21 protein-coding genes and 2 pseudogenes are annotated in these 20,745 nt (G+C 34.9%); 18 read left to right on the top strand and 5 right to left on the bottom strand.

All coding sequences use genetic code 11. The features are described from left to right. Positions 1-1,119 precede the first annotated feature (1,119 nt). The 3 genes from ACQKMH_RS23690 to ACQKMH_RS23680 are packed head-to-tail and all read left to right on the top strand — an operon-like array spanning position 1,120 to position 4,107. Complete coding sequence (locus ACQKMH_RS23690) at positions 1,120-2,154, top strand: FecCD family ABC transporter permease (RefSeq protein ID WP_427589805.1); 1,035 nt, start codon at positions 1,120-1,122, stop codon at positions 2,152-2,154. 12 nt (positions 2,155-2,166) lie between these two features. Further along, positions 2,167-3,171 carry a FecCD family ABC transporter permease gene (locus tag ACQKMH_RS23685; protein WP_427589959.1) on the top strand — a complete coding sequence of 335 codons (1,005 nt, stop codon included), beginning with the start codon at positions 2,167-2,169 and terminating at the stop codon, positions 3,169-3,171. A gap of 21 nt (positions 3,172-3,192) precedes the next feature. Beyond that, positions 3,193-4,107, top strand: coding sequence for an ABC transporter substrate-binding protein (locus ACQKMH_RS23680; protein WP_427589804.1), 915 nt, complete (start codon positions 3,193-3,195; stop codon positions 4,105-4,107). Positions 4,108-4,897: 790 nt separating this feature from the next. On the opposite strand, the gene ACQKMH_RS23675 is transcribed toward ACQKMH_RS23680, so the two are convergent. Further along, positions 4,898-5,350, bottom strand: coding sequence for a VOC family protein (locus tag ACQKMH_RS23675; protein WP_427589803.1), 453 nt, complete (start codon positions 5,348-5,350; stop codon positions 4,898-4,900). Positions 5,351-5,733: 383 nt separating this feature from the next. Here ACQKMH_RS23675 and ACQKMH_RS23670 point away from each other — a divergent pair, with 383 nt between their 5' ends. From ACQKMH_RS23670 to ACQKMH_RS23660, 3 genes are all read left to right on the top strand, one after another. Then, positions 5,734-7,002 (top strand): phytoene desaturase family protein, encoded by a 1,269-nt coding sequence (locus tag ACQKMH_RS23670; protein ID WP_427589802.1) that lies wholly within the window; start codon positions 5,734-5,736, stop codon positions 7,000-7,002. 273 nt (positions 7,003-7,275) lie between these two features. Next, positions 7,276-7,746, top strand: a complete 471-nt coding sequence (locus ACQKMH_RS23665; RefSeq protein WP_427589801.1) for a DinB family protein — start codon at positions 7,276-7,278, stop codon at positions 7,744-7,746. 47 nt (positions 7,747-7,793) lie between these two features. Continuing rightward, on the top strand, positions 7,794-8,078 hold the full coding sequence (locus ACQKMH_RS23660) for a hypothetical protein (RefSeq protein WP_427589800.1): 285 nt from the start codon (positions 7,794-7,796) through the stop codon (positions 8,076-8,078). 86 nt (positions 8,079-8,164) lie between these two features. Here ACQKMH_RS23660 and ACQKMH_RS23655 read toward each other — a convergent pair. Both ACQKMH_RS23655 and ACQKMH_RS23650 read right to left on the bottom strand, forming a co-directional pair. Continuing rightward, positions 8,165-8,274: pseudogene (locus tag ACQKMH_RS23655) on the bottom strand (IS3 family transposase); the annotation flags it as partial. Between the two features lie 82 nt (positions 8,275-8,356). After that, a pseudogene (locus tag ACQKMH_RS23650) lies at positions 8,357-9,022 on the bottom strand (response regulator). A gap of 177 nt (positions 9,023-9,199) precedes the next feature. Here ACQKMH_RS23650 and ACQKMH_RS23645 point away from each other — a divergent pair. The 5 genes from ACQKMH_RS23645 to ACQKMH_RS23625 all read left to right on the top strand — a co-directional run bounded on the left by ACQKMH_RS23645 (position 9,200) and on the right by ACQKMH_RS23625 (position 14,237). After that, positions 9,200-9,502 (top strand): hypothetical protein, encoded by a 303-nt coding sequence (locus ACQKMH_RS23645; protein WP_427589799.1) that lies wholly within the window; start codon positions 9,200-9,202, stop codon positions 9,500-9,502. A gap of 398 nt (positions 9,503-9,900) precedes the next feature. Then, positions 9,901-12,135, top strand: a complete 2,235-nt coding sequence (locus ACQKMH_RS23640) for a transglycosylase domain-containing protein (protein ID WP_427589798.1) — start codon at positions 9,901-9,903, stop codon at positions 12,133-12,135. Between the two features lie 745 nt (positions 12,136-12,880). Next, a complete protein-coding gene (locus tag ACQKMH_RS23635) occupies positions 12,881-13,081 on the top strand; it encodes a helix-turn-helix transcriptional regulator (RefSeq protein WP_427589797.1) in 201 nt (66 codons plus the stop codon). A gap of 51 nt (positions 13,082-13,132) precedes the next feature. After that, complete coding sequence (locus ACQKMH_RS23630) at positions 13,133-13,339, top strand: hypothetical protein (protein ID WP_427589796.1); 207 nt, start codon at positions 13,133-13,135, stop codon at positions 13,337-13,339. A gap of 331 nt (positions 13,340-13,670) precedes the next feature. After that, positions 13,671-14,237: a recombinase family protein gene (locus tag ACQKMH_RS23625; protein ID WP_427589795.1), complete on the top strand. Its 567-nt coding sequence runs from the start codon at positions 13,671-13,673 to the stop codon at positions 14,235-14,237. 132 nt (positions 14,238-14,369) lie between these two features. Here the strand turns inward: ACQKMH_RS23625 and ACQKMH_RS23620 are convergent, their stop codons facing one another. After that, positions 14,370-14,864, bottom strand: a complete 495-nt coding sequence (locus ACQKMH_RS23620) for a hypothetical protein (RefSeq protein WP_427589794.1) — start codon at positions 14,862-14,864, stop codon at positions 14,370-14,372. 1,117 nt (positions 14,865-15,981) lie between these two features. Here ACQKMH_RS23620 and ACQKMH_RS23615 point away from each other — a divergent pair. From ACQKMH_RS23615 to ACQKMH_RS23585, 7 genes are all read left to right on the top strand, one after another. Further along, positions 15,982-16,161 carry a DUF4181 domain-containing protein gene (locus ACQKMH_RS23615; protein ID WP_427589958.1) on the top strand — a complete coding sequence of 60 codons (180 nt, stop codon included), beginning with the start codon at positions 15,982-15,984 and terminating at the stop codon, positions 16,159-16,161. A gap of 380 nt (positions 16,162-16,541) precedes the next feature. After that, complete coding sequence (locus tag ACQKMH_RS23610; protein WP_427589793.1) at positions 16,542-16,718, top strand: hypothetical protein; 177 nt, start codon at positions 16,542-16,544, stop codon at positions 16,716-16,718. 112 nt (positions 16,719-16,830) lie between these two features. Beyond that, complete coding sequence (locus tag ACQKMH_RS23605; protein ID WP_427589957.1) at positions 16,831-16,965, top strand: phosphatase PAP2 family protein; 135 nt, start codon at positions 16,831-16,833, stop codon at positions 16,963-16,965. A gap of 289 nt (positions 16,966-17,254) precedes the next feature. Next, a complete protein-coding gene (locus tag ACQKMH_RS23600) occupies positions 17,255-17,812 on the top strand; it encodes a cysteine hydrolase family protein (protein WP_427589792.1) in 558 nt (185 codons plus the stop codon). A 259-nt stretch (positions 17,813-18,071) separates the two neighbouring features. Further along, positions 18,072-18,458, top strand: a complete 387-nt coding sequence (locus ACQKMH_RS23595; RefSeq protein ID WP_427589791.1) for a DUF1259 domain-containing protein — start codon at positions 18,072-18,074, stop codon at positions 18,456-18,458. A gap of 249 nt (positions 18,459-18,707) precedes the next feature. Next, positions 18,708-19,577 carry a phosphotransferase gene (locus ACQKMH_RS23590; RefSeq protein WP_427589790.1) on the top strand — a complete coding sequence of 290 codons (870 nt, stop codon included), beginning with the start codon at positions 18,708-18,710 and terminating at the stop codon, positions 19,575-19,577. Between the two features lie 162 nt (positions 19,578-19,739). After that, on the top strand, positions 19,740-19,982 hold the full coding sequence (locus ACQKMH_RS23585) for a hypothetical protein (RefSeq protein WP_427589789.1): 243 nt from the start codon (positions 19,740-19,742) through the stop codon (positions 19,980-19,982). Between the two features lie 87 nt (positions 19,983-20,069). On the opposite strand, the gene ACQKMH_RS23580 is transcribed toward ACQKMH_RS23585, so the two are convergent. Continuing rightward, positions 20,070-20,216, bottom strand: coding sequence for a BH0509 family protein (locus tag ACQKMH_RS23580; RefSeq protein ID WP_133352832.1), 147 nt, complete (start codon positions 20,214-20,216; stop codon positions 20,070-20,072). Between the last annotated feature and the right edge of the window lie 529 nt (positions 20,217-20,745).

Raw genomic sequence — 20,745 nt, 5'->3', positions numbered from 1 at the left:
TTTTGAACTTTTTCATACAGAACAAGTTTGTGAAGAAATGTACTTAAATTAACGGGTGCGATAGCTGAAGATCGGAGCTGCCTTTAAGGCAGCTTTTTCTTATGGAACTAACGGGGCAGGTTAGTTGAATAAGACAAGTAGGATTAAATAAATCTATTATTGAAAAAAAGAGTGATTAACAGAGATAATTTTATTAAGCTAACTTGTGCTCTAGTTCAAGATGTGTGGCTGCCACCACCATTATCAAATGAATTGAGGATGGAAATTGAAATGAAGAAAAATATGTTTAGTTTTACGTCAGCCATAGTTGGAGTTATGGCTCCATTACTTTTATGTGCTGCAATTGAAATAATTAAGTTTAGTGATATATTACTAATTAGTAGTTTGAGCCTGTATGGTGTTTCTATTATATGTATGATTATCGCTGTGATAAGGAAAGAACAACATAAGATGAAGTACATCCCATTCCTTACACTAATCCCCTTTACTATTTATCAATTATTAATTTTATTGGTTTATTCATTAGGGAAATTCATAAATGGGTAAACTAACGGGTGCGTTAGCTGAAGATCGGAGCTGTCTTTAAGGCAGCTTTTTCTTATGGAACTAAAGGGGCAGGATAGTTGTATAAGGGGTACCCGCCACATACCCATCAAGCTAGGGCAAATCATTACCTCCAAAACGCAAAAAATGCTATTATTCCTGTAATATCATGGAAATGCTGGTGTTTTTTTATGTGTCGCGAGATTTCAGACGAACTTACCCTCTTTTCACAGGAACTACAACGATCTTATCTCCACAAGCTCTCCAAGAGCTAGCCAAAAAGTAGTGAGTACTTCCCTAACAGAGTTATGTAGTTTTCTAGAATCTACAACGGGAGTCTTGATAGGTCCTAAAGGACTCAATCAACTATTTAATCATTCGGCTGTCAAGCTCTTACGACAGGTATTTACTTCCTTGTTTACTCAAAATCTATATACCTCTCAGGTTCTTCCTCATCGTTACGCTTCTCAAATTAACGTATTAAAAAATAGATTGATTTCAACAAAGAGTAAAGATATAATCATCATGATAATGATTATCAATTTCATTTATTGAAAAGTAAAGGATGAATTAAGAATGTTACATAATCCCTCTCTAAAGGGACTCAAAAATCGTTCAAATGTTTTTCTGCTAATGTGTTTATTCATTCTGGTGATTCTTGGATTAGTGGTGTGCCTATTTTTGGCTGTAACATTTGGGGCGAAAGAGGTTACCTTCAATACGGTGTGGTCAGCGATTTTTAATTATGATCCTACACTGACACAGCAACAGATTATCCACGAACTACGGCTTCCAAGGGTGATTGGCGCTGCATTAGTAGGAGCAGCTTTTGCAGTTGCAGGGGCTTTAATGCAAGGAGTAACCCACAATCCCTTAGCTGACGCAGGAATACTTGGTATTAACGCAGGGTCAATGTTTGTGGTAGCCCTTAGTTTTGCTTTCTTTCCAAACATTCCATATTCTATCTTGATGGTTTTTTCATTTATAGGAGCTGTATTGAGTACATTATTCATTTTTATAATTGGCTCATCTGTGCCGGGAGGATTAACACCTATACGGCTAACAATCTCAGGTGCAGTGATAGCAGCGCTCTTACATTCACTTAGTTCAGGAGTGGCTATTTATTATGATTTGAGTCAAGATTTAGCATTTTGGTATGCGGGAGGTGTTGCAGGGATAAAGTGGAATCATTTGAAAGTGTTAGTTCCTATTATTCTTATCGCAATTATTTGGGCAATATCGTTAGGGCGATCTGTGTCACTCATTTCGATGGGAAATGATATTGCCACCAATCTTGGTGTGAATACGACTCGTATTAGAATACTTGGAATGATAATAGCCGTTATTCTGGCAGGAGTTTCTGTTTCGGCCGTTGGTTCAATAGGTTTCGTTGGACTTGTAATCCCACATATTTCACGAAAATTGGTTGGAGGATATTATCAGCTCATCATTCCAATGTCAGCATTCTTGGGTTCGATACTGTTAATACTGGCTGATCTGGGAGCTCGAACGTTGAACCCACCTAGAGAGCTGGCTATTGGTATAATGGTAGCCCTTGTCGGAGTTCCTTTTTTTCTCTATATTGCTCGTAAAGTAGGGAGGGACTTATAGGTGAAATATCATATGAATGCAGACAACAAGAGGGCATATACAGTTACTATGGTATTTATTTTAATTAGTATAGTTGCAGTATTAATAAGCTTGAATACAGGTACACTACGACTTTCACCTTTTAAAGTAATCCAAACGCTTTTTGGCTACGGTGATTTTAAAAGTTCAACTGTGCTGTTTGATTACCGTATGCCACGAATCTTGATTACCATGTTGGCGGGAGTTGGATTAGGAATTTCTGGTGCAATCTTACAAGGATTATCACGTAACCCTTTGGCAGATCCAGGAATTTTAGGCTTACATGCAGGTGCGTCCTTTGGCCTCATTATCTTTGTTACATATTTTCATTCATTAGATGAAAAAGCGTCAATTCTTATACCGTTATTTACCTTTTTAGGCGGAGTCTTAACTGCTTTTCTTATTGTTTTACTTGCCTATGATCGTTATAAAGGCATGCTGCCCATTCGACTTATTCTCATTGGAATTGCAATTTCTGCTGGTTTTAGTGCTATTACCCTTTTTCTGTCTCTTCGTCTTGATGAAGAAACCTACTCATTTGCTTCAAGATGGTTAGTTGGAAATGTATGGGGAAGAGATTGGATTCATGTTATTGCCCTTTTTCCTTGGATCCTTATTTTGGCACCTTATGCTTGGTTCCAATCTAACACATTAAATGCCTTATCACTTGGTGATGACGTAGCAGCTGGACTTGGTACTTCTGTTCAAAAACAACGTTTGCTGATGCTGGTAACTGCTGTGGGTTTGTCATGTGCGAGTGTAGCGATGGCCGGTGGTATTGGATTTATTGGTCTTGTCGCCCCTCATCTTGCCCGTCGCCTTGTTGGCCCAATGTACCAACATTTCCTTCCTGTTGCAGGACTTATAGGGCTCATTATTTTGGTGCTTGCGGATACCATTGGTCGATCTATATTTCAGCCAAATGCTATTCCAGCTGGTATAGTAGTCGCTGCTATAGGAGCTCCATATTTTCTTTATTTACTCACAAAAACAAAATGAATTTTTCAATAAGGAGAAAAAATGAACAAGAAACTTACTATTTTATTTAGTATTATGTTAATTCTTATTTTGTCGGCTTGCGGACAAACTTCTTCAAATGATAATAAATCAGCACACAAAAATAAATCTGACAGTGAAGAACCTAGAATCGCTTCACTTTCCATCCACCTAACAAATGATTTACTTGCATTAGGTATAACTCCAGTTGGTTCTGTTATTGGTGGAGACTTAAAAGATTTTCTGCCACATGTGAAGGATCAATTAAAAGATACGCAAAAGCTTGGGCCAGTAAAAGATCCAGATATGGAAGCGTTGATTGAACTAAGCCCTTCTGTGATTTATCTTGATAAGGAATTTTCAGGACAAGATGTATCAAAATATGAAAAAATTGCACCGACTCATGTATTTAATCTTGATGAAGGAACATGGAGAGATCATTTAAAGTCCGTAGGTAAACTTGTCGATCGTCAACAGCAAGCAGAAAAATTCATTTTAGATTATGAAAAACAAACAAAAGAAGTGAAATATTTGATTGAAAATAAACTTGGTGAAGACAGTAAAGTAATGGCAATACGCGTTACGGCAAAGGAGTTACGAGTATTTAGTACAAAACGACCAATGGGACCTATCTTATTTCAGGATTTAGGTTTTAAACCTGCCAATGGTATTGAAGACATTGATAAAAATCTGCCTTACGAAGTCATATCTCAAGAAGTTCTTCCAGATTTCGATGCAGATGCTATATTTGTCATTGTCAACAGTGACGATGAGTCTCAGACAGCTTTTAAACAGTTAGAAGATACACCCATTTGGAAAGGGTTGAAAGCAGTTAAAGGAAAACATGTTTACGTAGTTCCGGATCAGCCATGGCTTGACTATTCAGCACTAGGAAATAAAATGGCCATGGACAATGCAAAAGAAATCTTTTCAAAATAATAGATAGAGATATTTTTGTTGGTATATTTTATAGTATCTATTAGGCGTTTCAGTTACCATAATAAATAGTATTAAGGTAAAACCTATGGAATTATCTTATCCCCGTCTCGTAGATTATTCAAAAAAAGCCTGCACAGCCTTTCTTGAATAGTCATTAGAGGAACTAAGCATGCAAAAAAGCTCTTATTCCATTTAAGTCGGCTTATGTTTCGTCCAAGTGTCATCATTCCATTGCATGGTGTGAAATCAAAAACAAAATTGTACCAATTTTTTTATGATGTAATGAAGCCTTTGAATCCATTACAATTGAAACTGAACAGTGTCATTACATCTGAACAATTGGGAAAAGCCATGATTGAAGTAGCAAGAAACGTTATTCTAATCCTATTATTGAAAACAACCAACTAAAAAAATAAGTATGTGAGCTCGGTAAGGGAATTCCTAACTTCATTTCAAGTGGTAAAAATTTCATTGAAATATCGGGTGCTTTACTTTAATAACGATCTTCAACAATCGGGCGCAATTCTTTAATAAGAATCGATTTTCTTAATGAACTAACGGGTGCGTTAGTTCATTAAGGGGTAGCGTCAGGAAAATGCGGATTTACAACGTTAGGTATATTCCAGTATTAAAATTCCCAATTTCTCATTTATATCACTGAGAAGTTGGGAATTATTCAACAATCGCGTCCGATTGCGGAATATCGAAATATGGTAAAGGAGCAGTAAAAGTGTTCTTTAGTTATTTTGCTAGTAACACCCTAAGTCAAAAACCAAATTTATTCCTTGTTTTACAGCTTTTCCCACTCACTTAAATACATGACATCTTGTACCACATTTTTTTTCTTTTCAGGAAGTAAACAAAGGAACTCTAATGAATTGCCGTCAGGATCGTAAAAATAAAGATTAGCAGTAGGTGTCCAGGTTTGTACCATGGGCTCAGTAGGTTCAAGACCAAAAGCCGATCTTGGACTTATACCTTTATTGAGTAGCCATTCTCTTGCATTAATTATATCTTCATAGTTAATCTTGAATGCAAAGTGGCTTTTATGAAATTCTTCTTCTGAAACCTCCCAAACGCCCAGCATTTGTTCTCTCTTTTTATTTTTATCAAACCAAAAAAATGCTACACGGCGTTCTTCAATATAATGAGCTAGATCTAATCTTAGTTTATTATAAAATTCTATTGCTGCTTCTAAATTTTTTGTTTGAACATGTGTTTCATATAGAGTTCCTGGAAACATTAGTAAGTTCCTCCTTGTTTTTTGTGAAAATTCTTATTATTCATTTCCATTGTAACAAATAAGAAATTGAGGTGATATCGTATAATTGGCTGAGCATGTATACATTGAAAGTAGTACGACTATCGACTTCACTCGATAATTTTATAAAATGACCCATGTCGTTCAAGAAAAAACGGTCAATTTAACAAGAGGATTTCTGATGACAAAACAGAATACATAAACAATTGGAACGTTAGTTAGAGCAGCATCAATATCAATCCCAACAGTAAAACAATAGACAATACGGTAGTTTGGAAAGACCATTAACAAAGTATTAGCTCAAAAAACACTTGGAGGAATATATGTTTAATGGGATTACATTAAGGTACATGGAGATGGTGTAAATGACATTGGAAAAGAAAAAGTATGATGCTGCCGTAATTGGAGGAGGATTGTCAGGATTGACTGCGGCTATTTATCTAGCAAAGGCAGGCAAATCGGTCATTGTTTTTGAAAAAGCAAGAAAACTGGGCGGAATGGCTCAAACAACAAATATATATGGTGCCCTATTCAACTTTGGTCCGCATGCTATGTATGAAGGAGGCGGAGCGCTTCAAATCCTTAACGAACTCAACTGCATTCCAAAGGGAGGGTATGCTTCCAAAGGTAGATTAATTGGGATTTTGCAAGAGGGTATGGTCCAAATTCCAACAGATTTGTCTCAAGAAGAAAATATGGAGTGGAGTAAACTCATGAGTGGTTTAGGTCAAGTCGATACAGATTCGATTCGATCGATTAACTTAATAGATTGGGCACAAAACCACATATTTTATGATCGTGTCCGTCTATTTTTTCTAGCAATGTGCAGGCAATGGTCGTATTGTGACAATCCTAGTGTTTTAAGTGCTGGTTTTGTGATCAAGCAAGGACAGCTAGCTGGACAGGGTGTCAAATATATTGATGGAGGCTGGCAAACCGTTGTGGATGATCTGCATGGACTAGCCGTGAAAGCTGGGGTAACCTTTGCCACCGGATGTAAAGTGAATCAAATTCTGCATAGTTCTGGTACTGTTCGTGCCTTATCGCTATCAGATGGTAATACAGTCTTAACGTCTTCAGTTGTCATTACTGCAGGACCAAATGAAGCTTGCCGGCTTGTTGAGGGAGCAGATCATATGTCGCTTGGAAGGTGGAAGAATGAATCTCGTCCCCTATATGCAGCATGTCTAGATGTAGCATTGAATCGTCTGCCAAATTCGGAAAGAGCTTTCGCCCTTGGCTTGGATCAACCATTCTATTTTTCGATTCAGTCGCTATCGACTAAATTAAGTGAAAATGGAGCGCATGTACTTCATGTCATGAAGTATAACGATAATCGGAGTCAGACAGATCCAAAAGAGGACAAGAAGCAATTGACTAATCTACTGGATCTTTTACAGCCTGGATGGGATAAGGAAGTTGCCTCTATACGTTTCTTACCTAAAATAATGGTTGCCCACGATTCGCGTACGATTCACCACGATGGAGCTGGTTCGGCTCCGGGTGTATTCGTTCCCGAAGTAAATGGGCTTTATGTTGCTGGGGATTGGGTCGGCTTAGAAGGCCGGCTGGCCGATGCGGCAATGATCAGCGCAAAACTTGCTGCACAGGGGGTTATTAACAATTCATATTAACGACATGATAAATTGGAAGTGTCTGAATGATTCTTTTAAATTGGAGTTGAAAACAGATTTGACAACTAACTTTTCTGATTCCATGCACTTTATATCATCTTCCTATTGTACGTAACTGCCCTTCTAGCTAACGGGTGCGTTAGCTGAGATAAGAGCTGTCTTTAAGGCAGCTCTTTTCTTATGGAACTAACGGGGCAGGATAGTTGACTAAGGATTAAGCTAAAATGAAATACGAATTTATATTCTTATTTATTTGAAGTAAAGGAGGATAAGATGAATACATATTGTAAGAGTGCATTGCATCAAATTAAAGTCGCTGTAACGACAATTGTTGAGATGATAGAAAAGTTAGCAGAAAATGACTTGCAAAAAAGACCTACACCCAATAAGCATTCCATAGGAGAGCTGTTAGAACACATTGCTATTATTTGTGAAGCTGATTCGCTTATTTCGGATGGGGTATCTCAAGACACGATGAATAAATTTTATTCAAATGTTTCATGTAAGAGTCTAAGTGAGATGAAAGAAGCATTGATAAAAAATCATCAATTTTTAGAAGATAAATTTATGAATTTTACAGAAGTCGAACTTCAAGAGGAAATTACTTCTTACTGGGGTGTTACATACTCACGATATGAATGGTTGTTAGAGATCGTAGCTCACGTTTATCATCACAGAGGGCAATTACACTCTATGCTTGTTCATTGTTATGGGATAGACCCAAAAGTAACATTATTTGAATAGAACTTTACTAGGGTGCTTTACTTCAATAACAGGGGGATAATTAAGCTATGATAGATTTTCTTTTAGGCATTTTTTCCGCAGGATTCGGTGATTATTCTTTGGATACTCGAAAAATTGATCGAAATATAGAAATGCTGAAGAATCATAATTGGTTTAAAGATATATACGAAGATGAAAAATATCATCGATTGTTTTTTGTAAATAGAACTGTTAGGCAGTATTTACAAAAAACAATGCGTGTAAAAAGAATTATAAAAAGGGAAAAATCTCAAAGAGTATTTCTTTTATTTTTAAATAATCAGTTAAAAAATAAAATATCCTTAATCAACTAACGGGTGCGTTAGTTCCTTAAGAAAAAGTAAAAAAAGTCGATTCCTTAACGTTGAACTGACCCCATAAAGTTAGACAGGTTATTTCGTTAGGCAGCCCGTTGGGCATGAGCTCGGTATTGTACCGGGCTCATGCCTTTTAATTTGCCTTGATTCGTTTGTGTTTATAGTATTCTATATATTTTGCTAGTTCTTGTTTCTAAGGATCGTTTCGTGAGAAAAGCCCGCCTCTTCAGCACGCATTGCGAAAACTGAAGAGCCGGACTTAACATAAGTTGAAATTATTTTACTTCTACCCATCCGTTTTTAATAGCTAGAACAACAGCTTGTGTACGGTCGTTTACAATCATTTTTTGAAGAATGTTAGTCACATGGTTTTTTACTGTTTTTTCACTGATGTATAAAGTTTCGCCGATGGCACGGTTGCTTTTTCCATATGCTGAAATTTGAAGAACTTTACACTCGCGTCAAGTCAATAGGTGAAGCGGTCTTCTGATCTCTACAGCATGCACTGAATCACGATCAGTAGCTAAACGGCGATATTCTTTGACTAGATTATGTGTCACCTTCGGATGAAGGTATGAGCCACCTTCTGCAACTACACGAACAGCATCAATTAACGCATCTGCGTCCATTTCTTTCAACAGATAACCTTGTGCTCCTGTTTTCAATGCATGCTGTACATAGTTTTCATCATCATGAATCGATAAAATGATGACTTTCGTTTCAGGGGAACGGTTTACAAGCATTTTAGTTGCTTCGACACCGTTCATACTCATACTCTGCATGTTGATATCCAGGATAACGACATCTGGTTTATGTGTTTTAACAAGATCCATAGCCTCGCTTCCGTCATCTCCTTCGGCAACAACATCAAAGGATGATTCAAAATCTAATATACGCTTAACGCCTTCACGGAAAAGCTGATGGTCATCGATAATGATGATACTAGTCTACAAAGAATAGCATATTTTTTCGTTTTGGGGATAACCCTTTTACTTAGCTTGATGGCGATGTGGCGGTACCCCTATAGTAACTAAACTGTAAACGGATTGTTATACAAATAGCATTGTTGGAGGAGAATTCATTGTATATAATTAATCCTCGTTAAGGAGTGTTGAAAAATGATAAGCGTCACAGTAGATAAGTTAAAGTTCAAGAAACAATTATCGGTGATTGAACAAAACACACTGAAAGATTTTCTGTATACCTGGGTAGGTAGTTCAAGCAAGGGATTTGATGATTTTTTTCACCTTGAGTACACAGTAGATGTATTTGCCAAAATGGAAAAAACGACGAATGACACCGATTTGTTGATTTCTGATGATGATTATTTCAGATACATAACATTGACGGAAGATAATCAAATTGTGATAGGTGTTTTAGATATGAATTCAGAATTAAAACATAGAATAATTGTTCACTAGATAAGATTAAATAATTCTTTGTTTTCTTTAACCCATACAACAAGAGGCAGAGTGGTACACTGTCTTTTTTTATTTGTTCACTATATGTCATTGTTTGTTACACCTTGGATAATGATATTAAACGAGAAAAAATATTAAAAGGGCCTGATGTAAAGAAGGAATACGTTCTACAAGATGCATTAGATGAGATAGTACGAAGTGATTACTTTATTGCGAAAACCGACCAAGGAGAGTATAGGATAAATTCTTCCTTAATTCGTTATATACAGGTTTTGCATGAAATGCATTGTTATAAATACCATACTGACCATCAATGACTAGTGAGTAAATAAAAGGTTATTTCTTTGCATAGTTTTCTAAAATTTTGTTGAATAACTTGAATATGGGAGAGAAGATTAATGTCAGAAATGTATCGTTCTCGTCAGGAACGAAAACAAGTGGAAAAAACAAAACAAGATCAAAAAAAAGATAAAAATCCCCCTAAAAGAAGGTCTTTCTTGAATAAAGTTTTACTTTGGTTTTTACTGTTAGGTGTTGTTTCAATTGGAATAGGGGCAGTTACGGTTGCAGCAATGATTAAGGATGCACCTAAAATAGATGCTTCAAAACTAGTCGATCCGCTTTCTACCAAATTATACGATAAAAACGGGAATTTCCTTTACGAATATGGTAAAGAAAAGCGGACAAAAATTGAGTATTCTCAAGTTCCAAAAATGTTGGAACATGCTTTCATTGCCACGGAGGATGCACATTTTTATGAACACAATGGCATTGATATAAAAGGAACTGCGAGAGCAATCTTCAAGAACCTAAAAGGGGATTTCGGATCTCAAGGCGGAAGTACCATTACACAGCAGGTCATTAAAAACTCCTTTTTGTCACCTCAGAAAACAATAAAGCGGAAGGTACAGGAATGGAGCTTGGCCTATCAGCTTGAGCAAAAGTATTCCAAACATCAAATCTTAATGATGTATTTAAATAAGATATACCTTGGAGACGGGACATATGGTGTAGCAGCTGCCGCCAAAAATTACTACGGAATCGATGCCGATCATCTAAATAAATTAACGCTTCCGGAGGCCGCTATGTTGGCGGGGCTCCCACAGAGTCCAAGTAATTACGATCCCACTGAACCCGAACATGTGAAGGCTGCAACAAATCGTCGTAATATTGTTTTAGAAGCTATGTATAAACAAGGGTATATTACGAAAAAGCAATTGGAGGATGCAAAGAAGGTTTCAGTTACAGCAGGACTTGTTCCAAAAACGAAACAGCAAGGAATGCCGTACGAGGCGTTTTTGGACGCTGTTGTAAAAGAAGTTGAAAGAAAGCTGAAAAATGTAGATATCAGTTCGGATGGATTATCTATTTATACGACGCTAGACCCAAAAGCTCAGACCTTTGCGGACAAAATAATGAACACCGATACGATTATTTCTTATCCAAATGACAATTTTCAAGGAGCCTTCGTATTTTCAGATACAAAAACAGGAGAAGTTCGAGCTATTGGAAGCGGTCGAAACCAATATAAAGCTTCCTTCCGAGGCAACAACTTTGCGGTTGATATTAAACGTCAGCCAGGATCTACTTTCAAGCCAGTCTTTGATTATGGTCCGGCTATTGAAAATTCAAAATGGTCTACAGCACACCAAATTAATGATCATGAGATAACCTACTCAAATGGTCAGTCTATTTCTAACTGGGATCATCAATATCACGGAATGATGTCGATTAGAACAGCACTTCAATGGTCATACAATATTCCAGCACTTCTTTCCCTTCAAGATGTAGGGATGGATAAAGCACAAAACTTTGCAGAAAATCTGGGTATTACTTTTAATAATAATAAGGTGTACGAATCATATGCGATTGGAAGTAATACGGTTAATCCATTAGAGTTGGCAGGGGCATATAGTGCTTTTGGAAATAACGGTGAATTCAATACACCACATTTTGTTCGTAAAGTTGCCTATCCTGATGGCAGAGTTGTTAATTTAACTCCAAAGCCAAAACGTGCTATGCATGATTACACAGCTTATTTGGTGACGGATATGTTACGGACAGTCGTAAAATCTGGTACAGGAAAAACAGCAAATGTCCTTGGACTAGATGTAGCTGGAAAAACTGGCACAACCAATTTTGACAGTAAAACCAGAGCACAATATGGATATCCACCCGGTGCGGTAAATGATAGTTGGTTCGCTGGTTATACACCGCAATACACTATGGCGGTTTGGACTGGATATACTAAAAATGGTCCAGGTAATTATATGGATGGAAATTCAACTAAAATCTCGCACCAAATGTTTAAGGCCATGCTGGAAGCGTTTGGAACAGACCAAAGTAGCTTCCAGCAGCCTAGTGATGTATACCGGGTGAATAATGAACTGTTCATTAAAGGTGCAAATCCTGAAGAAGCTCCACCAGTTACAAAAAATAATAAAGAAAAATCATTGGATATTGGTGGAAATAAAGAGGGTAAAAAACATAAACAAGAGGAAGAGAAGCCTAAACAACAAGAGGAAAAGCAACACAAACAAAAGGAAGAGAAGCATAAACAACAAGAGGAAAAGAAACAAAAACAAGAGGAGAAGAAACAAAAACAACAAGAGGAAAAGCAACACAACCAATAAAGATTTTTAGGATGGAATCGGATTGGTTCCATCCTTTTTTATGATACACATAAGAGAGTGTGAGGGTTTCTACTTAAACTAACGGGTGCGTTAGCTGAAGATCGGAGCTCTCTTTAAGGCAGCTTTTTCTTTATGGAACTAACGGGGCAGGTTAGTTGAACACTATTAAAACTAAAATTATTTAAATGATGAAATATTTTACTACTTCTAGTATCTTTATATACCATTGACATTTGTTTCGAAAAAGACTAGTATGAAATCAACTTCATGTGAAGTTAACTTCACGTTAAATAAACTTCACTCCAGGTGAATAAATTGGTTAGGAGAGGTATGATTGAAAAATCTATTCATACAGCGTTTTTTAGTCTCAACTGTGATAATTATATTGGGAATCATTCAAATAATTCTCGATACATCACTAAGATTTAATTTTGGTTATATCATAGTATTCCTAGGTGGAATAATTTTGTTGTACTCAACAATTTCTTACATTACATCCCGTAAGAATAAATCACTAGAAGAGGAATTATCGAAGGAGTACGACGAAAGAGATGCTTTAATTGATGGGAAAGTTGCTCGCTTTTCCTTGCATATTCTGATGTGCGAAATTTTTATTCTTATGTTTATAACTAATTTTGTCGTTATCCCAACAAATACTGCATTATTTGTTGTCGTAGTATCATTAATGATTAGTCAAATTGGGTCTAGAAAGTATTACAATCTTGTCCTTTAATTCGGAGGATTTATGAAAAATAGAGTAAAAGAATTGCGAATAGAGAATGGAATAACGCAACAACAATTAGCTGATAAAGTAAGTGTATCTTCTAGAACAATCATCTCATTAGAAAAACAAAAGTATAATCCATCTGTGCTACTTGCGTATAAAATAGCTTCAGTTTTTAATTTATCAATTGAAGAAACTTTTATTTTTGATGAGGATAACTAATAAGACATTTCACCAGGATGCACATATTAAACAAACAACGGAGGAAAATAAATGCTTATTGTATTATTTATTTTCGGGACTGTTTTACTAGTTTGGGGTATTTATCGTATGAAAACAGATGATGGCTTATTTGGAAAAAACCGAAAAAGTAAAAACATATTCAATTTACTGCTAATGGGAGAAGCTTCAGGATTAGGGCAATTTTTGAGTGGAATTCTGTGTATTATTATTGGGATTATCGCATTTGTTTTGAAGTAGTAATATATAAGAATTTCAATTTTCCACTGAAATATTGTGAATGAAATCACTTAAACAAACGGGTGCGTTAGTTTAATAAGAATAACTAAAAAAGTCGATTCCTTGAGATGGAAATCGGCTTTTTTTATAGGTGACATTTCCTTAGCGTTGTAAATCCGCATTTTCCTGACGCTACCCTAAAATCGGGTGTCTTAAAGTTATAAGTTCTGGAGAATTGAAAAAACACCTCATTTCCCACTCAAAATAACCCTTTGCAGAATCCGAAAGTTAGTCTAAAATTTAAATACAAAAGTTATTTAACTTTTAGACAAATGAATAGAGGTTATACATAATGGCTATTATTGGATATGGACGTGCTTCAACTAAAGATCAGGACTTGGCTTTACAGGAAGAGAAGTTAAAAGAGTATGGTTGCGAGAAGATATTTATGGAGAAACAGAGTGGTGCTAAACCTGATAGGGAAGAACTTGCTAAGGCATTGGACTATTTAAGAGAAGGTGACAAACTGGTGGTCTACAAGCTGGATAGATTAGCACGTTCCACTTTTGACCTACAAAAGATTGCTAAGGATTTAGAAGAACGTGGAATAGCTTTAGTATTCATCAAAGAACAGATTGATTTTAGTACCCCATCAGGAAAGCTAATGTTTACTATGCTGGGTGCTATTGCTGAGTTTGAACGTGATTTAATCAAGGATAGAACCACTGAGGGACGTGAAAGGGCAAAAGCTAAAGGCACTCATATGGGACGTAAAGGAAAGGACGAGAAGACCGTTAAAAAGGCTTTGAAGCTGTATCAAGAAAGAGAATCTAATGGATTAAGTGTAAATGAGATAGCTAAAATGACAGGTGTTCCACGTTCCACTATTTACGCTAAAGCGAAAGAGGCGACACTTTAATAGTGTTAGCCGTATGTTTTCTGCAAAATGTTGGCGGGGCCTCTTACTAATCATGAAGAAGAGAAGAAGAAGTAACAACACGAACAAAAAAGGGAGGGTGGCATTTAAGCCACCCTCTCTTTTTTTATTTGTTTACAGCCCGAAGAATAGAACAATCCATTTAGCTGTTTCCATTGCAATGTCTGGTGGTAATCCACCAGAGATTAATATAGTAGCAATACCTTTCTCTTGTACATTCTGAACTTTTTCAATATAATCAGCAATTTTATAAAACGAATTATGAGCTTTTTTTGCATAGTTCTTTCCAATTACTTTAGAAAGTGGTCCCTCTAAATATGTACCAGATTTTCGTAAACCTTGAACCGCCAATTTTTTTGCAATACTAGTCACTACGTTTCGAGTAGATATTTGACCTGGTTGTTGACTTCTATCTACGTAAGTAGCCCCGTTATTTAAAAACATTTCTACTTCCTCAGGTGTAAGTTGTCCAACACTAGGATATTGAGACTGGGATACACTACTTTGTGAATTAGTACTTGCTGCACTAGTTATACTAGGAGATACTCCAGTAAATACAATGACAGAAGATAAAAGTACAAGGCTGCCTTTAATCATTTTCTTTTTCATATGACAAACTCCCTTTAAAAAATCTTTTTAAATAAATTAATTTATTACTGCCTTAGAAGTAAAAAACTATGGCCGTTTCAGCAGGGCTATTATACTTTCTTATCTAAAAAAATAATGAGAAATACAGATAGATAGGTAGAGTCCCTCGGGGCAAAAACTGTAAATTTCATTTTTAACATAGCATTACATGTCTTTATGTCTTTTTAGAAAGTTTCGTAAATGCAATTAATATAATTAACGATGCTATTAAACAAATAAACAATTCCTTTAATCCCAGAGATCCTAAATCAAATAAAACTTGTATTCCTTTAAATAAAGCAATACAAATCAAATAAATTGTAATAGCTTGAATTATGAAAAGTCTGAACCATCTAGGTATTTTCAACCATATTTTCAATATATCTTCTGATCTTTTATTCAATCTCTTTCACCTACCAAAATTGTATTTTTAAATTAAAACCTCCCTATTTTTACCATGTAAAATTACACAATTATAACCATAAGGGGGGGGTGCAAAATGTCAATATTTATAATAAAAAAACTAAATATATTTAAATTATGTAAATATAATATAATTATGTCACTCAAACTATAACATTACAAGTTTAGAAAATTTTCCTAATATTTAAATATCAAATTATATTTAGTGTTCTTTTAAGAAAAATATTTATATGAATTAATTTTACAAATGAAATAAGATATATTGAAAAAATAAGGGGAGTTTAACCTGTAATGGGCTGGACTTTTTTACGGTATAGCGTTAACCATTCAGAATCTTTGCAGAATCTAGTAATATATATTGCTAATGTAGATTGATAGGATTAAAATAAAGGTCACTTAATACGAACGGACAACAAAAAAGCCATTCCCATATGTTAGCGTTTCTCAGGCACTAACGGAAATGACTTCTTCTATAACCTAGTGTTCTCACCACTGGTTAAAGTTTTAGCCCTGTCTCAACCAGGGCTAAGTTTGATACACCTATTATAAACTCTACGTCCACTGGATTCAACTAGTAAATGCTAGTATCTTTTATACATAATCGGACAAAGTTTAACAAAAGGCGTTATCTCTTTAACTTGGTAAGCTAACAGGTTATTGGGGTAGCGCCTTTCTTATCTTAATATGGTTTGTTGATAATACTATCCCCTTTCTTATTGGCTACTTCCTTATTTCATTAAGTTTTCGTGCTTTCATGGAATGGAAATATAAAAGAGAAAAAAAGGACTATATCTTAACTCTATACTCTATGTTTATTTACCTTTTTGTTTTGGTCATAGGCTTTTATTTAATTTAATATTATCTAAATAAAAACAGCCCAATAAGGGACTTTTTTTACTGTGTTCTTAATGAACTAACGGGTGCGTTAGCTGAAGATCGGAGCTGTCTTTAAGGCAGCTTTTTCTTATGGAACTAACGGGGCAGGAGAGTTCCATAAAGGAATTGGGTTTTTATGTTAAAATATAAAGTGAAACTGTTGGGGGGGCAGGATTACTTGGAATCATTTATTATGGTTTTATTCGTATTTTTAGTTTGTATATGTATTAGTTCGGTTCTGAATTCAAATATTAGCACTAAGGATACATCAACAAAAAACCATAGGGTTGTAATTAACAAAACTAAATCAACTTGGAGTACTCAATATCCCTTATCCTTTAAAAACTAGGAGTGAGGAAAATGAAAATAAAAAAAAGCCAAAAGTTCGTACAGTTAGACGTAAGGAATTGGGATAATACAGAGTTAGTAGAAAGTTTATCTGAGATTTGCGGGACTAGTAAAGAGTATGAAAATGATGAAGTAGAGGTTCATCAAGTTGTGGATTTAGGAAACTTAAAAACGAATGGAGATATTTAATCATTCTTAATATTTCACAAGACTTGGATAACCTAGGAGCACCAGTAGACCATTATTAAAATTTAAATAGAATTAATTATAGCTTAAGCATCGTTTTAAACATACATGGTTTATTCTTGCGATAATAGTAGCTTTCTCAAGAATATGGGGAGGTGTTCACTATCCTTTAGATGTAGTTGAGGGAATTTTAAATGGAGTGATAATTGCAGTATTTACACATTACCTTTTGTTCAAGGTAAAACCATAACATTACTAATAGAAAGATCAATTTTCCAAGGACAAGGTGGGTGAAAGATTGGTTAGCTATGGAAGATTATAATAGTCTCGTTCAACTTAACAGGTGCTTTACTTCATTATCAGGAGCTGATCAGCAGCTCCTTTTCTTATGCAACTATAGGGGCAGGATAGTTCAAGAAGGTATTAGTAAATCTTTTGACGAAAATATAAAGAGCTTAGTAAGAAGTGCTTAAATACTATCTGATATTTAATAAAAAACAGGAAAAAACTAACTGCTAATAACTTTAGGGGGGAAAATATTGAAACAAACATTACTGATAATCGATGCTCAACAGGAATTAATAGAAGGTAATAAAGAAGAACAAGGAGTCTTTGAGAAAGAAAAAATCGTTAATAACATTAATACTGTAATTGAAAAAGCGATAAATGAAAGTATCTCCGTTGTTTTTATAAGAGATTTAGATGTTTCAAATGGAGAAGGACCTGGATTCCAGATACACAGGGATATTAAAATACCATCAACTGCTATCATATTTGATAAAGCTGCCACAAATTCGTTTTATGGCACTCCATTACACGAACATTTAAGTAAAAACAATGTAGACCATATTGTAATAATGGGATGTAAGACCGAACATTGTATTGATACAGCCGTTAGGACTGCAACTGTTAATCACTTTGATGTAACACTAGTTGGAGATGGACATTCAACATCAGACTCGGAAATTTTATCTGCGGAGCAAATAATTCGTCATCACAATGAAACTCTTCACGGACACTATAATGTAGACAATTTTTCACTTGTTAGAAATTCAAATGAAGACTTGTTTAAACCTACTCACGATGACCATCGATAAAGATAATAGTTTCATCGTCTTTTTCAACAAGCAGGTAAACCAGTTACTGGTTTGTGAAGTGCAATACTTAAACTAACGGGTGCGTTAGTTCTTTAAAGAGCTGTGACGATCAGTTCCTTTCTTATAGAGCTAACGGGAGCAGGATAGTTTGAATAAGATATAAATAACTTTCATAATTTTTATTTCAAAATAGATGCGTATCCGTTTCGGATCTATTCATTAATTCATATCCTATTAATACTAGGGAGGAGATGAATAGATGGCATCTAATGATGAATTAATTTGTCAAGAGTTTGCAAGAATTATCGGCGGCCAAGAAGGATTTGCGGGTGGAAAATGTGTGACAACCATAAATCGAAATGACATAGAAGCAAAAATTTCAGGAAAACGTTTTAGAGTGACCTCTTCTTTCTCATTTGAATCAAGAGATAATAAGACTGGACGAGCATTGTGTCTAGGTAGGGTAGCACTCTTGCAAAAAGAAGTTGAGAATTTTGTTGCTTCCATTCTTAAACAAGGAATAATAGTTTCTTCCATACACAATGAGTGGCTTTTTGATAATCCGAATTTGATTTACGTTAATATTGAAGCTGTTGATGACCCATTAGTTTTTGCAAGGAAAGTCAGAAAAGCGTTAAGGAACTAACGGATTTCTCACTAGTGGTAAACCGGAGCTGTCATAAAAGCAGAAAAGCAGCTATAAACTGATTTTTAGAGAACATAATACACGGCAAAGACCCAGTTTTGTTGAACTAACGGGTGCGTTAGCTTAAGATCGGAGCTGTCTGTAAGGCAGCTTTTTCTTATGGAACTATCGGGGCAGGTTAGTTCAATAAAAAGAGCGAACTTACATATTTATAAAGACTTACCAAGATTAATCGAGAGGACTAAATAAATGGAGAAAATAAATGAAATTATTTATAGTCTTGTAAACCAAGGCATAATAAAAAGTGAGGATACAGACTTCACAAAATTAAAAAGTAGTACTACAAATGGAATTTTATATACTCTACATAATAATGAAATACCGAAATATGTAATAAAAATAGACCAACCTAAAATTATAGCTACAACAGAGGATTTTCTCCTTACTTATAAAGATGTAAATTTGTTGCCTAATGTACTTTATACAGACGAGAAAAAAGAATTTATTGTATACTCTTATATTTCTGGAGAAACTCATTTTAATCGTGGATCTAAATTAGAATGGATGACTATTTTAATTGAGGAACTATTAAATAAATACAAAAAAGTAAACAAATATAACTGGGGAAGAGTAAATGGAATACATAGAAATTCTTGGGCGGACTTCAATCTAAGTAGTTTGGAATTTGCCAAAGAGGATATAGGCGATTTATTACCAAGTGAGGATCATAAAAAAGTAGAGTTATTGGTTAATAAATTGAAAACTTACGAACATCAAAAAGAAAAGTATTACTTACATGGAGATGCTGGTGTTCATAATTTTGTATATATGGGCAATAAATTAAATGGGGTTATAGACCCTTCGCCTTTAATCGGTCCAAAGATTTATGATTTTACTTATGCATTTTGCTCTTCTCCAGACAATTTAAATTTAAGGACACTATTGCAATCTTTCTCATTATTGACTCAAGATGTCCCCTTTAATACAGAAAGGCTTTTGGATGAAGTTCTTTTTCAATTATACACACGTATAGGCGTTTGTATTAGAGTTCACCCGCATGACTTAAGTGGCTATCTTAAAGCTTGGAAAGAATGGAGAGTGTATCTTCCTTCTATGTAAATTGCAATTCTTAATGAATTAACGGTTACCTTAGCTGAAGGTCGGATCTTCCTTTAAGGCAGCTTTTCTTATGGAACTAACGGGGCAGATTAGTTCAACAAGGGATAATGCATTTGAGATAGAATTTATATTGTAAGTTAAATAAAGGAAGAAGGTTGGATTTTGATTAAGATTGATACAGTTTTTTCATATGTTCTTCTCGGTGTGATAGTTTTTTACGCCTTGGAGTGGGTAGCTGCTGATTCAGGTTTTAAGGTACTTGTTGGTGGGGGTTTTGGTTTACTGTTATATATAGCTAATCATATTAGTAAGAATGAAGAAACCCAGCTTATCTTCTCGTATGAAGGTAGCTGGTTTTTAAAATTGCATGTACAAAATACTTATTACCAAAAAGAGGGTTTGTAAGAAATTATTTCTGAATGTGATAAAAGTAAAAGCGGGAAACCCTGAAATATCAATGTTTTTCCCGCTTTTTATCATTTTATATTTGAGTTACATATAATCATAAACAGAGTCATCAAAATAGAGCCAGTGATAATATTCAATCTGTGAATCTGTCATCTTGGAAATGTCTTTCTCATTGAATTTTTGTTGCTCAATTAATTTCTGCACTTTGGAATTTCTTTCTACTTGGCTCATCTTAAATCCTCCTTATAGTATGAGAAGTAACGAAGTATTTAAATTTTGAAAGCGATTTCTTTTTTTCATTATATATCTCAATGTGAGATTAAACAAATATCAAATATAGATGAATTTTAAGGAAATAATATAGAAATGTTATTTATCTATTTACTTTGAAGCAGTTAAAGAGGGAAGGGCGAATAGCCAAAGCCTGAGTTTTGTTGATGAAACATGTACGGTGGTTTTTTTGTATTCATTAACAAGATGGTTTCAAGAGGATGTGTTATTAGAGATTCTTATTTTGCGGATTAAATGTTGACACTAAAGTAAAATAGAAGTATGATAATAAAGTCGCCTAATTAATGAGCGATTTTAACAAAAGAAATACTTCGTAGAAGTTGACAACTGTTCAAACGTTATGTTAAGATGAATATGTTGAAAAAAACAACAACAATTGCTCTTTGAAAACTGAACAAAACAAAGCGCCAACGTTAAATTTTAAGTGAGCACACACTATTAAAAAAGCAAATGAGCAAGTCAAACATTT

The organism is Peribacillus sp. NPDC097895 (assembly GCF_050277555.1).
Lineage (GTDB): Bacteria > Bacillota > Bacilli > Bacillales > DSM-1321 > Peribacillus.
The sequence above is the reverse complement of the archived record's forward strand: the minus strand, read 5'-3'. Positions and strand labels throughout refer to the sequence as shown.

Bases quoted from the DNA above. Each gene is read 5' to 3' on its own strand.
- ACQKMH_RS23690 (WP_427589805.1), top strand. From the start codon at position 1,120: ATGTTACATAATCCCTCTCTAAAGGGACTCAAAAATCGTTCAAATGTT.
- ACQKMH_RS23685 (WP_427589959.1), top strand. From the start codon at position 2,167: ATGAATGCAGACAACAAGAGGGCATATACAGTTACTATGGTATTTATT.
- ACQKMH_RS23680 (WP_427589804.1), top strand. From the start codon at position 3,193: ATGAACAAGAAACTTACTATTTTATTTAGTATTATGTTAATTCTTATT.
- ACQKMH_RS23675 (WP_427589803.1), bottom strand. From the start codon at position 5,350: ATGTTTCCAGGAACTCTATATGAAACACATGTTCAAACAAAAAATTTA.
- ACQKMH_RS23670 (WP_427589802.1), top strand. From the start codon at position 5,734: ATGACATTGGAAAAGAAAAAGTATGATGCTGCCGTAATTGGAGGAGGA.
- ACQKMH_RS23665 (WP_427589801.1), top strand. From the start codon at position 7,276: ATGAATACATATTGTAAGAGTGCATTGCATCAAATTAAAGTCGCTGTA.
- ACQKMH_RS23660 (WP_427589800.1), top strand. From the start codon at position 7,794: ATGATAGATTTTCTTTTAGGCATTTTTTCCGCAGGATTCGGTGATTAT.
- ACQKMH_RS23645 (WP_427589799.1), top strand. From the start codon at position 9,200: ATGATAAGCGTCACAGTAGATAAGTTAAAGTTCAAGAAACAATTATCG.
- ACQKMH_RS23640 (WP_427589798.1), top strand. From the start codon at position 9,901: ATGTCAGAAATGTATCGTTCTCGTCAGGAACGAAAACAAGTGGAAAAA.
- ACQKMH_RS23635 (WP_427589797.1), top strand. From the start codon at position 12,881: ATGAAAAATAGAGTAAAAGAATTGCGAATAGAGAATGGAATAACGCAA.
- ACQKMH_RS23630 (WP_427589796.1), top strand. From the start codon at position 13,133: ATGCTTATTGTATTATTTATTTTCGGGACTGTTTTACTAGTTTGGGGT.
- ACQKMH_RS23625 (WP_427589795.1), top strand. From the start codon at position 13,671: ATGGCTATTATTGGATATGGACGTGCTTCAACTAAAGATCAGGACTTG.
- ACQKMH_RS23620 (WP_427589794.1), bottom strand. From the start codon at position 14,864: ATGAAAAAGAAAATGATTAAAGGCAGCCTTGTACTTTTATCTTCTGTC.
- ACQKMH_RS23610 (WP_427589793.1), top strand. From the start codon at position 16,542: ATGAAAATAAAAAAAAGCCAAAAGTTCGTACAGTTAGACGTAAGGAAT.
- ACQKMH_RS23595 (WP_427589791.1), top strand. From the start codon at position 18,072: ATGGCATCTAATGATGAATTAATTTGTCAAGAGTTTGCAAGAATTATC.
- ACQKMH_RS23590 (WP_427589790.1), top strand. From the start codon at position 18,708: ATGGAGAAAATAAATGAAATTATTTATAGTCTTGTAAACCAAGGCATA.
- ACQKMH_RS23580 (WP_133352832.1), bottom strand. From the start codon at position 20,216: ATGAGCCAAGTAGAAAGAAATTCCAAAGTGCAGAAATTAATTGAGCAA.